15 protein-coding genes are annotated in these 12850 nt (G+C 61.8%); 8 read left to right on the top strand and 7 right to left on the bottom strand.

Going from position 1 to position 12850, the window contains the following annotated elements; all coding sequences use genetic code 11:
* Positions 1–24 precede the first annotated feature (24 nt).
* The 5 genes from GOX53_RS17590 to GOX53_RS17570 all read left to right on the top strand — a co-directional run bounded on the left by GOX53_RS17590 (position 25) and on the right by GOX53_RS17570 (position 4709).
* Positions 25–363: a P-II family nitrogen regulator gene (locus GOX53_RS17590; protein ID WP_037309951.1), complete on the top strand. Its 339-nt coding sequence runs from the start codon at positions 25–27 to the stop codon at positions 361–363.
* Positions 364–396: 33 nt separating this feature from the next.
* Positions 397–1803, top strand: coding sequence for a type I glutamate--ammonia ligase (gene glnA, locus GOX53_RS17585; RefSeq protein WP_171178614.1), 1407 nt, complete (start codon positions 397–399; stop codon positions 1801–1803).
* Between the two features lie 138 nt (positions 1804–1941).
* Entirely contained in the window at positions 1942–2778 is an 837-nt protein-coding gene (locus GOX53_RS17580) for an amino acid ABC transporter substrate-binding protein (protein ID WP_171178612.1), read from the top strand.
* A gap of 24 nt (positions 2779–2802) precedes the next feature.
* A complete protein-coding gene (locus GOX53_RS17575; protein WP_171178611.1) occupies positions 2803–3600 on the top strand; it encodes a lytic transglycosylase domain-containing protein in 798 nt (265 codons plus the stop codon).
* A gap of 248 nt (positions 3601–3848) precedes the next feature.
* Positions 3849–4709 carry a hypothetical protein gene (locus GOX53_RS17570; protein WP_217351826.1) on the top strand — a complete coding sequence of 287 codons (861 nt, stop codon included), beginning with the start codon at positions 3849–3851 and terminating at the stop codon, positions 4707–4709.
* 6 nt (positions 4710–4715) lie between these two features.
* On the opposite strand, the gene GOX53_RS17565 is transcribed toward GOX53_RS17570, so the two are convergent.
* Positions 4716–5453: a DUF3445 domain-containing protein gene (locus GOX53_RS17565; protein WP_171178609.1), complete on the bottom strand. Its 738-nt coding sequence runs from the start codon at positions 5451–5453 to the stop codon at positions 4716–4718.
* A gap of 123 nt (positions 5454–5576) precedes the next feature.
* Here GOX53_RS17565 and dddP point away from each other — a divergent pair, with 123 nt between their 5' ends.
* Positions 5577–6920 carry a dimethylsulfonioproprionate lyase DddP gene (gene dddP, locus GOX53_RS17560; RefSeq protein WP_171178606.1) on the top strand — a complete coding sequence of 448 codons (1344 nt, stop codon included), beginning with the start codon at positions 5577–5579 and terminating at the stop codon, positions 6918–6920.
* A gap of 4 nt (positions 6921–6924) precedes the next feature.
* Here the strand turns inward: dddP and GOX53_RS17555 are convergent, their stop codons facing one another.
* Positions 6925–7119, bottom strand: coding sequence for a hypothetical protein (locus GOX53_RS17555; protein ID WP_171178604.1), 195 nt, complete (start codon positions 7117–7119; stop codon positions 6925–6927).
* Positions 7120–7493: 374 nt separating this feature from the next.
* Here GOX53_RS17555 and GOX53_RS17550 point away from each other — a divergent pair, with 374 nt between their 5' ends.
* Entirely contained in the window at positions 7494–8720 is a 1227-nt protein-coding gene (locus GOX53_RS17550; RefSeq protein ID WP_171178602.1) for a bifunctional alpha/beta hydrolase/OsmC family protein, read from the top strand.
* 22 nt (positions 8721–8742) lie between these two features.
* On the opposite strand, the gene GOX53_RS17545 is transcribed toward GOX53_RS17550, so the two are convergent.
* From GOX53_RS17545 to GOX53_RS17525, 5 genes are all read right to left on the bottom strand, one after another.
* Positions 8743–9051, bottom strand: a complete 309-nt coding sequence (locus GOX53_RS17545) for a hypothetical protein (protein WP_171178600.1) — start codon at positions 9049–9051, stop codon at positions 8743–8745.
* 11 nt (positions 9052–9062) lie between these two features.
* Positions 9063–9626, bottom strand: coding sequence for a hypothetical protein (locus GOX53_RS17540; protein WP_171178598.1), 564 nt, complete (start codon positions 9624–9626; stop codon positions 9063–9065).
* A gap of 112 nt (positions 9627–9738) precedes the next feature.
* A complete protein-coding gene (locus tag GOX53_RS17535) occupies positions 9739–10326 on the bottom strand; it encodes a biotin transporter BioY (protein ID WP_171178595.1) in 588 nt (195 codons plus the stop codon).
* Between the two features lie 77 nt (positions 10327–10403).
* Positions 10404–10826 carry a DUF6314 family protein gene (locus GOX53_RS17530; RefSeq protein ID WP_171178594.1) on the bottom strand — a complete coding sequence of 141 codons (423 nt, stop codon included), beginning with the start codon at positions 10824–10826 and terminating at the stop codon, positions 10404–10406.
* Positions 10823–11155 carry a hypothetical protein gene (locus tag GOX53_RS17525; protein WP_171178592.1) on the bottom strand — a complete coding sequence of 111 codons (333 nt, stop codon included), beginning with the start codon at positions 11153–11155 and terminating at the stop codon, positions 10823–10825. The genes GOX53_RS17530 and GOX53_RS17525 overlap by 4 nt, the downstream gene beginning before the upstream one ends.
* 88 nt (positions 11156–11243) lie before the next feature.
* Between GOX53_RS17525 and purB the strand changes: the two genes are divergently transcribed.
* Positions 11244–12548, top strand: a complete 1305-nt coding sequence (gene purB, locus GOX53_RS17520) for an adenylosuccinate lyase (protein WP_171178590.1) — start codon at positions 11244–11246, stop codon at positions 12546–12548.
* Positions 12549–12850 lie beyond the last annotated feature (302 nt).

The raw sequence follows: 12850 nt of genomic DNA, 5'->3' as shown, positions 1-12850 counted from the left end.
GACAAGCTTGCGAGGTAACCCCCGATGAAGAAGATCGAAGCGATCATCAAGCCGTTCAAACTGGACGAAGTGAAAGAGGCGCTTCAGGACGTGGGCGTCCAGGGCCTGAGCGTGATCGAGGTCAAGGGCTTTGGCCGCCAAAAAGGCCACACCGAACTCTATCGCGGTGCCGAATACGTGGTCGATTTCCTGCCCAAGGTGAAGATCGAAGTGGTGCTGGACGACGATCAGGTCGACGCCGCCATCGAGGCCATCGTGGATGCCGCCAAGACCGACAAGATCGGTGACGGCAAGATCTTTGTCTCGCCCGTCGAACAAGCCATCCGCATCCGTACCGGCGAGACCGGCTCGGACGCGCTGTAACCCTATTTGAATTCTCAAAAGAGGACCAAGAGAATGAGCAAGGACGCAGTTCTTCAACTGATCCGGGACGAAGATGCGGAATATGTCGACATCCGCTTCACCGACCCGCGCGGCAAGCTGCAGCACGTGACCATCATGGCCGATCAGGTCGATGAGGACTTCCTTGAGGAAGGCTTCATGTTTGATGGCTCGTCCATCGCCGGCTGGAAATCGATCGAAGCCTCAGACATGAAACTGATGCCCGACACCGACAGCGCCTATGTCGATCCCTTCTATGCCGAGAAGACCATCTGCCTGCATTGCTCGGTGGTCGAACCCGACACCGGCGAACCTTATGAACGTGACCCGCGCGGCACCGCGCAGAAGGCAGAAGCCTACCTGAAATCCTCGGGCATCGGTGACGCTGCCTTCTTCGGCCCCGAAGCGGAGTTCTTTCTGTTCGACGATGTCCGTTTCTCGAACAGTATCAACAAGGTATCATACGAAGTTGATGCGACCGACGCATCCTGGAACACCGATACCGAATACGAGATGGGCAACATGGGCCACCGTCCCGGCGTCAAGGGCGGTTACTTCCCCGTGAACCCGGTCGACGAGAGCCAGGACCTGCGTTCCGAGATGCTCAGCACCATGAAGCGTCTGGGCATGAAGGTCGACAAGCACCACCACGAGGTGGCGTCGTGCCAGCACGAACTGGGCCTGATCTTCGACAGCCTCACCAAGCAGGCCGACGAGTTGCAGAAGTACAAATACGTGATCCACAACGTGGCGCACGCCTACGGCAAATCGGCCACCTTCATGCCGAAACCCATCGCAGGCGACAACGGCACCGGCATGCACGTCAACATGTCGATCTGGAAAGACGGCAAGCCGCTGTTCGCGGGCGACAAGTATGCTGACCTGTCGGACGAGGCGCTGTGGTTCATCGGTGGTGTTCTGAAGCACGCCAAGACCCTGAACGCCTTCACCAACCCGTCGACCAACAGCTACAAGCGTCTGATCCCGGGTTTCGAAGCGCCTGTTCTGCGCGCCTACTCGGCCCGTAACCGTTCGGGCTGCGTGCGTATTCCGTGGACTGAATCGCCGAAAGCCAAGCGTGTCGAGGCCCGCTTCCCTGATCCGGCAGCCAACCCCTACCTGGCCTTCGCCGCCCTGCTGATGGCCGGCCTGGACGGCATCAAGAACAAGATCGACCCGGGCGAGGCGATGGACAAGAACCTCTACGATCTGCCCGCCGAGGAACTGGCCGGTATCGAAACCGTCTGCGGCTCGCTGCGTGAGGCGCTCGAGGCGCTGGCCGCCGATCACGACTTCCTGCTGCAGGGTGACGTGTTCACCAAGGACCAGATCGACGGCTATATCGCGCTGAAGATGGAAGAGGTCGAAACCTACGAACACACGCCGCACCCGGTCGAGTACGGCATGTATTACAGCTGCTGATCCGGTTCCGGATCGATGCAAGGGGCGCCCCGACGGGGCGCCCTTTTTCGTTGCGCGCTCCGCCGATTTATTTGCACTTTGAGACGCGCGGCTGTGCCGCTAGGGTGGTCGCCGAATTCACCTCTCAAGGAAGATTTCATGCGCATTCTTTCCCTGGCCCTGACTGCCGCCCTGCTGGCAACCGGCGTCTCTGCCCAGACCCTCGACCGCATCAAGGCCAACAACGAAATCCGCTTCGGGTTCCGCACAGATGCCGCGCCGCTGTCTTATGTCAACGATCAAAACCGGCCCGATGGATACTCGCCGCGGGTCTGCGACCGGATTGCCCAGGCCATCGCCAAACGGCTGAACTTGTCGGAGCTCAACGTGCAGTTCCTGCCCGTCGAGCCCAACAACCGGTTCGACAAGGTAGCCTCGGGCGAGATCGACCTGCTGTGCGGGGCGGCCACAATCACCTTGTCGCGGCGCGAAAAGGTGGATTTCTCGATCCCGACCTATGTGGATGGCACCGCGGTCCTGCTGCCGCGCGTGGCGGATACCGGGCTAGCGTCGCTTGCGGGCAAGAAGGTCGGCATGCGCAGCGCCACCACCACCGAAGAGGCGGTCACGAACTCGTTCGCCGCTGCGGGGATCGAGGCCGAAATGGTGCGCTTTGCCTCGCATCCCGCCGGGATCAAGGCGCTGGCGGCGGGTGAGATCGATGCCTATTTCGCCGATCAGTCGATCCTGCTGGCCAATTACATCGCTGCCGGGCTGACCGACGGGTTCAAGATGTCTCAGGAAATCCTGACAATCGAGAAACACGGGCTGGCGCTGGCCAAGGGCGACGATGAGTTCCAGCTGCTGGTCGACGGGGTACTGTCGCAGATGTATGCCGACGGCACGATGGAAGAGATCTTTCGCGCCGCGCTGCCGGGCGTCGAGCCGGGCGATGCACTCAGGGCGCTCTTCGTGCTCGCCCCGACTCTGCCCTGACCTGCCTGACCCGGAGACCTGTTCATGCGCCCGATCACCCTGTTCCTGCTCATCGCATTGTTCATCGCCCCTGCTCCGCTCTCCGCCGCCAATTGCGGTAATACGAGCGCGGGATTTGAGGCGTGGAAAAAGGATTTCGCCAAACAGGCCCGGCGCTCGGGTGTGCGAAAGACGGGGCTGAAAGCGCTGGCTCAGACGCAATACGCAACCCGCACGATTTCCGCCGACCGCAACCAGAAGAGCTTCAAGTATTCGCTGGAGAAATTCATGCAGGTGCGCGGAGCCAACGCAATCGTGTCGCAGGGCCGCAAGCGCAAGGCGGCCAATCCGCAATTCTACGCCGCGCTTGAGCGGCAATATGGCGTTCCGGCGGGTATCCTGATCGCCATTCACGGCATGGAAACCGGGTTCGGCCGTTTCATGGGCGACAGTCAGGTTGTTTCCGCAATAACGACACTGGCCTATGATTGCCGCCGCTCGGATTTCTTCATTCCGCACGCCATCGGCGCGCTCAAGCTGGTGGATCAGGGGGCGATCACCATGGCGACAAAGGGGGCAAAACATGGCGAGCTGGGGCATACCCAGTTCCTGCCCGGCAACGCGATGACCTATGGCGTCGATGCAAATGGCGACGGTCGGGTCGATTTCTACAACCTCACTGACGCGCTGGCCTCAACCGCGAATTTCCTGCGCCGGAAGGGCTGGAAACCCGGCCGCGGCTATCAGCCCGGGCAGCCGAATTTCGCCGTGATCCAACAATGGAATGCCGCCTCGGTCTATCAAAAGGCCATTGCCATCATGGCGGGTCGCATCGACGGGTAGATACGGCGTCGCGCCCAATTTTTGCCGCAATTAGGACATGATTTCGACACGGGCCAAACCGTTAAGTCATATTTTATTGGTTTCCAATTCGTGGCCAATCACTCAAAAAATGCCGAATTTCACCCAGTGATCTTCGGGTCAGTCAAACTTTCTCCCACATCTTCCGGTAGAGGTATAACATTGAACACACGTCAAGGAGGATCTTCACTGTGACGCAGACATGCAGGTATCACGGTGGTTTAATTTTTTTGGGTGAAAGTAACGAAGCGTTGAACCGCTTCGGCCGCATCGCGGCGGCGACATTGGAAGATTATGGTCACCTGATCGAAAGACAGACTCTCCTGAGCACGCATGAGGCGCGCATTGTCGCCAGCCAGTATCTTGTCCGTCTGAACCTAGAAACCGATCTGCCAACGGCCGAAGACCGGCGTCGGCGGCTGGATCGCGCCGCCGGTCTGAACGGGGTAAGGATCAAACGCCCCGCCCGCCTCAGAAATCGTCTGGTCATTTCCCTGACGCCGGTGTCCGAGTTGCTGGATGACCGCGAGATTTCCGAATTGATGCTGGTCGTCATGTTGTATCGGATGATCGATCTCTGTGCGGTGGAACAGGTTGAATGGCTTGCCCCTGACGCGGCTCTGTCCATCGATCAGTTCATGGGCACGTTCGCCAACCTCTCGCCACGCCGGATACGCAGCAGGCGGCAGGCCTTTCGGTCCGTTTGCGGCCCGTTTACCGAGGCGGATATCGGCGAAGATACGGACCAGCCGGAGCCCGAAGGCAAGCCGGAGGTCATCAAACTTGGGGAAGAAGAGATCCTCGCCCTCTCCTTTCGTGCCCAGCCGGAGCCGGAACCGGTCGAGGCCCCGGACACCACGAACGAGGTCAAACGCGAAGAACGCAATGACATTCAGCGCCTGACCAGTTGGTGCATGACCGGCCTTGTGATGTCACTGTCGGCCCCCGTGGCCCTTTCGCTGGCCGCAGTCAATCTGATCCGAGGCGAGGATTTTCGCCTGAACACGCAGGTGCTCTCCTACACGGCGGCCATTATCGCGCTGCACAGAAGTGGCGCCTTTGCCGAAGCGGCGGGTTATCTGGGGGGTTGAGATCCTCTAATCCACTACCCCGGGCAGGTCCTTGCGGTCCAGCAGATAGGTGTGGATCGAAAACACCACCGCTCGACTTTGTGGCAGCCGCAGCAGGCTTTGTCGCTCGCTGCGCAGATAGCGGGCATCGACCCGGTCGCTGGCAGGGCGCGGTGCCAGCACGCTGCGCGGCTGGTGCAGTTCGGGGTCGGGATACCACAGCGCGTTGTAGCGCCAAAGTGGACGCCCGGGTTGCACCCCGTCGAACAGGCGCTGGACCCGGCGGGCGACATCCACGTCGTAGCTGGCCACCGGCATATGGATCGCGATCAGCGGGCGCATGAATTTCTCGGACAAAGTCCAACTGGCCGGAAAGCACAGGATCGCGCCGGTCAGCACATGCTCGTCGCCCCGTTTCTGCAAGATGCAGAAATCCTCCTGTACCAGCAGGCAGAGCGTGTCGAGGGGCCGGTCCCGGTCGATCCCGACCTCGACCCCATCGGGCCGCCGCACCCGCTCTCTCGCGCCCGGGTAAACCTGCGCCAACACCAGTGCCAGCAGCTCCAGCGCCGCGGGCCGGGCGCCCTCGTCCATAGCCAGAACCTCGTCCCGCCGCCCCGCCAGCAACTCGGCCCGCCGTGCCATCTGCGCGGCAAACGCGTCGTCCCGATGCAGCCAATCCTCCATGGAAATGGGCTGAATTCCCGGCAACGTGCGCGCGATCAACGGATCGTAAGGGATTGATTTCTGCAGAATCGCATTCATGCGCCTGATCTAGCATTGCCCATTGGCCCTGTCGGTCAAAAAACGACCGCCCCCCGGTCGCAATCCGGAGCGACCCGGGCGATCATGCCCAGCAGACTTGCCCGGCAAGCAGAGAGGCCCGCCGTGAACACGCATTACCGAGACACCCGCAAGATCGACCCCAGCCGTGGTACGTCCCTGGGCGACGGAACCCCGAATGACAATGACCGGGTCGAGATCGGCCCGACCCGGCTTGCCTTTACCGAATGGGCGACGGTGGGGCTGGAGCTGCCCAATCTCGAACGCATGCGCGAATATCGCTGGAAGCGGCTGACCCAGGCCATCGTCGATCGCGGCTATGGCGGGCTGCTGATGTTCGACCCTCTCAACATCCGCTACGCCACCGACAGCACCAACATGCAGCTCTGGAACACCCACAACCCGTTCCGCGCCCTGCTGCTGTGCGCCGATGGCTACATGGTGATCTGGGACTACAAACAGTCGCCGTTTCTGAGCACCTTCAACCCGCTGGTCCGCGAGCAGCGCTCGGGTGCCGATCTGTTCTATTTCGACCGGGGTGACAAGGTGGATGTGGCCGCCGACAAGCTGTCGAACGAAATCCGCCTTCTGATCACCGAGCATGGCGGCGGCAACATGCGGCTTGCGGTGGACAAGATCATGCTGCACGGCCTGCGCGCTTTGGAGGCGCAGGGCTTCGAGATCATGGAAGGCGAGGAAGTCACCGAAAAGACCCGCGCCATCAAGGGCCCTGACGAGATCCTGGCCATGCGCTGCGCCAATCATGCCTGCGAGACGGCGGTGGCCGAGATGGAAGCATTCGCCCGCGCCAATGTGGGCGACGGCAAGACTTGCGAAGACGATATCTGGGCCGTGCTGCACGCCGAGAACATCAAGCGCGGCGGCGAGTGGATCGAGACCCGCCTGCTGGCCTCGGGGCCGCGCACCAACCCGTGGTTTCAGGAATGCGGCCCGCGCATCACCCAGAAGAACGAGATCATTTCCTTCGACACCGACCTCATCGGCTCATACGGCATCTGCATCGACATCTCGCGCAGCTGGTGGATCGGGGACGAAAAGCCGCGCCCCGACATGATCTATGCCATGCAGCACGCGCATGAGCACATCATGACCAATATGGAGATGCTGAAACCCGGCGTGACCATCCCGGAACTGACCGCCAATTCGCACCGGCTCGATGACAAGTTTCAGGCGCAGAAGTATGGCTGCCTCATGCACGGGGTGGGCCTGTGCGACGAGTGGCCCCTGGTCGCCTATCCAGATCACGCGGTCGAGGGCGCCTATGACTACGCGCTCGAGCCCGGCATGGTGCTGTGTGTCGAGGCCTGTGTGGGTGAGGTAGGCGGCGATTTCTCGATCAAGCTCGAAGATCAGGTGCTGATCACCGAGGACGCGTACGAGAACCTGACCACCTACCCCTTTGACAAACGCCTCATGGGGTTGGCCTGAGGCTTCACTGCGGCCAATGCGACCGCATGACGTTGCCGTGCCAATCCTCAAGTACAGGCTGCGCCGTCGGCGTGGTCGTGTCGGTGCCAACAGGCCAGCTTTGACCTAGTGCAAAGCCGATCGCTCCGGCCAGAACAATCGCAAGAAGAATTCCGGGCCGTACTCCTGCGCCGTGCGGCGCGGATGCCGTATGTGCCATTTTGGGCCTCCATTACAAATGTCTCAGTGCATCGGTAATGTGGGTACGTCATGGGCATAATAAAATTGAATGTTTGAGCGGCCATCAATCACAGATCTTGATGAACTATGTCACCAAAAAAAATCGACACCGCCCATCACCTCACGGATCGAACCGTCGGGGGCAGGTAGGGTCTCGTGAGAGCCCCTCTTACCAGCCGCAAGGCACAATGATTGACCAACCTCGCCACACAAGCATCTGCAGCCACGACACAAATACAGACTTCAGGACGATCTGCCCTATTCTCACCTTCCCGTGACGCCTCTGACATAAGGGTTGAGGACCACAGTCCCCGTGCACAGTATTGGAACCGCCCCACAACTCAAGGAGCCGCCATGCCCACGGAACGCATTACTTTTGCCGGTCACGATGGCAGCAAACTCGCCGCGCGTCTGGATTTGCCCGATGGGCCGGTTCTGGCCACCGCGCTGTTTGCCCATTGCTTTACCTGCTCCAAGGACATACCCGCCGCCCGCCGCATCTCGGCCCGACTGGCGGCGATGGGCTTTGCAGTGCTGCGGTTCGACTTCACCGGGCTGGGCCATTCCGAGGGGGAGTTTGCCAACACCACCTTCACCTCGAATGTCGAGGATCTGATCGCGGCGGCGCAGTTTCTGGCCGGGCGCAACATGCCGCCCGCCTTGCTGATCGGCCATTCTCTGGGTGGCGCAGCGGTGCTGCGCGCACGGGCCGGCATTCCGTCGATCAAGGCGGTCGTGACGCTGGGCGCGCCCGCCGATCCGGGCCATGTCTCGCATCATTTCGAAGACGCCCTGCCCCAGATTCAAGCCGATGGCGCCGCAGACGTGACGCTAGGCGGGCGTCCGTTCCGCATCGGCAAGGCCTTTGTCGAGGATATCTCCGAGGCGTCCCTCAACGCCGCCATCGGCGACCTGAAAGCGGCGCTGCTGGTGCTGCATGCTCCGCGTGACACCACGGTCAGCATCGACAATGCGGGCCAGATCTTTCTGGCCGCCAAGCACCCCAAGAGCTTTGTCACGCTCGACGATGCCGACCACCTGATCTCGCGCCCTGAGGATGCCGAATATGCCGCCGACGTGATTTCGGCCTGGGTGTCGCGCTATGTGGACCTGTCGCCGCCCGCCCCACCGCCCGGCGCGCCCGAGGGCATCGTGCGAGTGACCGAGGCCGATCCGGGCGGGTTCCTGCAGGACGTACAGTCCGGCCCCGATCACCACGTCTTTGCCGATGAGCCGGTCTCATATGGCGGCACCGACCGGGGCATGTCGCCCTATGGCTTTGTCTCGGCGGGGCTTGGCGCCTGCACCTCGATGACCATCCGGATGTATGCCCGCCGCAAGGGTTGGCCGTTGACCAATGTCAGCGTCGATGTCAGCCACAACAAGGTGCACGCGCAGGATGCCGGGATGCGCGCCGACAGCAAGATCGACCATTTCATCCGCCGGGTGCGCCTGGAGGGACCGCTGGACCGTGAACAGCGCGCCAAGCTGCTGGAGATTGCCAACAAGTGCCCGGTTCACCGGACGCTCGAAGGCTCGTCCCACGTGACCACCGAACTGGATGAGCCGGTACCCGCCTGAACAGGCACCGGCCCGACCGAGGCTACCGCAGGCGTGCTGGCATCGGTCGCGCCACCGGAGGTCGGTGGATCGGGGGCCGGGCCACAGGCGGGCGCGCGACGGGCGGTCTGGCAATCGGATGCTCGGGCCTGACCGGCGGATGCGGGCGGTCCGGCGGATTTGGCCGGTCGGGGCGCGGCGGTCGGGGATAGCCGTAGTAGTAATCGTTCCACAGCAATGAGTCGTAATAGATCGAGCCGCCGCCGGAGTAGGTCGGATCGCAGGCCGTCATGGCCAGAACAGCGGGTCCCAGAACCGCAGCGAGAACGAGTTTTCTGAAGGTGCGTGTCATGTCATCCTCCCTCAGCGCACTGCCCGGAACGAGCCGTAAATGGCGTTGATATCCTCGACCAGATCCGGGTTTGCCCCGCCCTCGATCACAGCCATCGAGATTGCCACGCGGTTGTCCGGAAGGTCGATCAGCACGGCGGTGAAATTCACCGCCCGCCCGCCGCGCCGCCCGGTGCCCGCGTATCTCGCGGCAGGCAAACCGCCGACGCGGGTGCGGCTTTCGCTTTGTACCTGCGGGTCATCAACAACCGATCTGCCGATATTGCGCAGATAGTCCCGCGCCTGCTCGAAATTGGCCACGCCGTGCGGCGACATGAACCCGACCCACACGCCGCCCTCAGCGACCGGTTCCAGCCCGATCACCCGGTTGATCAGCCGCGCCTCATCCGAATCCGGTGGAGTGATCACGCGCGGCCCGCCTGCGCGCACCTGCCAGAAATCGGGCGCGTTCAGCCGAAACAGCGCCTGGCCATCGCTTTTGTAGACGACCGGCATGTCGGCGCAGGCCAGCGCCGGGACGAGGATCACCGCCAATGCGGCAAAAGAGGATCGGATAAATCTGGGGACGTGTCGCATATCTCTCACTTTCGTTCTAGTTGCATCGAGCATCCTGCGGTGGAGATGCAAAGTAAACGAAAAAGGGCCCGGAGACGCGCTCCGAGCCCTGTGTCATGGGATATGTCGGGCTTTAGCCGCGGGCGTCGCCCACCAGCTTCCACAAGCCCGGGATCAGCACGGCGGCCAGCACCAGCTTTATCGCGTCACCCACCAGGAACGGGGTCAGGCCCCATTCTAGGATCGGCTTGTCCCAGCCATAGAGTTGACCCAGCCACAGCAGGCCCGGCACGTAGATCACGACATTGGCCAGCACCAGAGCAAGCGCCATCTTGCCAAAGGAGCGGTCCCAGCCGCGAGTGGCAAGCGCACCCAGCAGGACGGTGGCCAGCAGGTAGCCCACCAGATAACCGCCGGTGCCGCCCATCATGTAGGTCAGGCCGAATTTCTCGGCCGAAGAACCGGCAAAGACGTCAAAGCCCAGCGCGCCGATCAGCAGATAGCCGACCATCGTGGTCAGCCCGAGACGGGCGCCATAGGCGGTGCCGATGGTCAGCACCGCGAACGTGCCCATGGTGATCGGAACCGGCCACATCGGCACCTTGATCTTGGCAGCCACCGCCAGGGCAACAATGCCCAAGGCAACCAGAACCACCTGTTTGACCCGCAGGGCCGTCCCCTCGCGCGGGCCGATTGCGTCAGCCAGAACGCTTGTGTTCATCTCTCGTGTCTCCCAGTTCAGACGGATATTTGGTTACAGCAATGCCCTCTCAGGGCGTTTCCTGCAAGATGATTACGCTATCGCGGCGTAAATTCGGTCCGCATTTCATAGGATTTGCGCGGGCCCGACACGGTCCAGCGCACACTCCAGCGGGGCCAGGTGGAGAAGTCATAGGCCGCATCGTAGCTGTCCGGCGGGCAATCATGGTGATCGGCCGGATGGGCTTGCCCCAGCGCTAAGTTGTGGAAAAACCGCCCGTCTTCAAAGTGGATCGCAATATGATCCGCCGCCCCGCGCCACAGATACCGGCGGGTTCCGCGCATGGGTTGCTGCCCGGGAACCTGCAGGACAACCTCTTCATCATACACGTATTCACCCTCGCCGCGACGCAGCGTCGCTGTTCCCTTCGCGCGCAGCACCTGACCCGACAGCCGGTCGTCGATCACGCGGCTAAGGCTCCAGCCGCCTTCAAAATCTTCGATCCGCTCAGGTCCCGTCACTCGGCATAAACCCCGTCGGTGATGTCCCCACCCTTGCCAATAAAGCGGATCATATCGCCGTTGCGCTCGATGTCATAGCAAGCCCACAGATCCGAAGGCGGCCAGAGCGAGCAATACTGATCCTCCTGCACCGCCCAGATCCCGGCGCTGGGACCACCCGAGAAATACTGGGTGTGCATCGACGGCTCAAAGGTTTGCGAAGCGCCGCCCTCATAGTTCAGCTTGCGGCCCGACAGCGCCTCAAGGATTTCGTCACCGGTCAACCGCTGGAACCCCTCGGCCATCAGAACCCCCGGCCAAAAGGCCACAATCAGGGCAAACCGTCTCATCCGCGCTCTCCCGCCTTGTCCACCGACCCGCGCGAGTCTAAACCCCGCGCCAACGCCTCATGCCAATCACAAAAAGGTGCCGCTGCCAATGATCCCCCGCTATTCCCGCCCCGACATGGTCGCCATCTGGAGCCCCGAGACGAAGTTCCGCATCTGGTACGAGATCGAGGCCCATGCCTGCGACGCACAGGCCGAGCTGGGCGTGATCCCGAAGGAAAACGCCGAAGCCGTGTGGAAGGCCAAGGATGTAGAATTCGACGTGGCCCGGATCGACGAAATCGAGGCGGTGACCAAGCATGACGTGATCGCCTTCCTCACTCATCTGGCCGAGATCATCGGTAATGACGAGGCCCGCTTCGTGCATCAGGGCATGACCAGCTCGGACGTTCTGGACACCACCTTCAACGTGCAGCTGGTACGCGCCGCCGATATCCTGATCGAGGACATGCAGGGCCTGCTGGCCGCGCTCAAGCGCCGCGCCTATGAGCACAAGGACACCGTTCGCATCGGCCGCAGCCATGGCATCCACGCCGAGCCCACCACCATGGGCCTGACCTTTGCCCGTTTCTATGCCGAGATGGACCGGAACCTGAACCGCCTGAAAAAGGCGCGGATGGAGATCGCCACCGGCGCGATCAGCGGCGCGGTCGGCACCTTTGCCAATATCGACCCGGCGGTCGAAGAGCATGTCTGCCAGCAGATGGGACTGGAACCCGAGCCGATCAGCACGCAGGTGATCCCGCGCGACCGTCACGCGGCTTTCTTTGCCGCGCTGGGTGTGGTGGCCTCGTCCATCGAGAACGTCGCCACCGAGATCCGCCACATGCAGCGCACCGAGGTGCTGGAGGCCGAAGAGTTCTTCTCGAAAGGGCAAAAAGGCTCCAGCGCGATGCCGCATAAGCGCAACCCGGTGCTGACCGAGAACTTGACCGGTCTGGCCCGTCTGGTGCGCATGGCGGTTGTGCCTGCAATGGAGAACGTGGCGCTCTGGCACGAGCGCGACATCTCCCACAGCTCGGTCGAGCGCAACATCGGCCCCGATGCTACCGTAACGCTGGACTTCGCGCTGGCCCGTCTGACGCAGGTGATCGACAAGCTGGTGGTTTACCCTGAGAACATGCTGGCCAATATGAACAAGTTCCGCGGTCTGGTGATGAGCCAGCGGGTGCTGTTGGCGCTGACCCAGGCCGGTGTCAGCCGCGAGGACGCCTATCGCCTCGTCCAGCGCAACGCTATGAAGGTCTGGGAAGAAGGCAAGGACTTCAAGACCGAGCTTTTGGGCGATGCCGAAGTGACCGCCGCGCTGAGCGCCGAGGAGATCGAAGAGAAATTCGACCTCGGCTATCACACTAAGCATGTGGACACGATCTTTGCCCGCGTGTTCGGCGCGTGACCGTAAAAAAAGGGCCCGGCATTCACCGGGCCCCGTTCAATGACTTGTCGGGCTGCAACCCGGACTAGGCATTTTCGTTTCACACACCACCCAGCTGAAATTTCCGGGTCGAACTCGTTACTCAGACAGCCCGGCAATCGACCGCAAACCACGCAGTCGGCACCGGGTACCAACTTTAAAAACACGCGACCTGCCGAGATTATTCATTCACTTTATTCTTAGGTGACAGCGGCCCCGAACTGTGGAAACTGCGGGGTATTAGGTTAACGGTCCCACCAATGACCTGGTTAAGTTCATGGGAC

The sequence above is a fragment of the Ruegeria sp. HKCCD8929 genome, from assembly GCF_013031405.1.
Taxonomy (GTDB): Bacteria; Pseudomonadota; Alphaproteobacteria; order Rhodobacterales; family Rhodobacteraceae; genus Ruegeria.
Note: the sequence above shows the minus strand (reverse complement) of the source record. Positions and strands in the feature narration are given on the sequence as shown.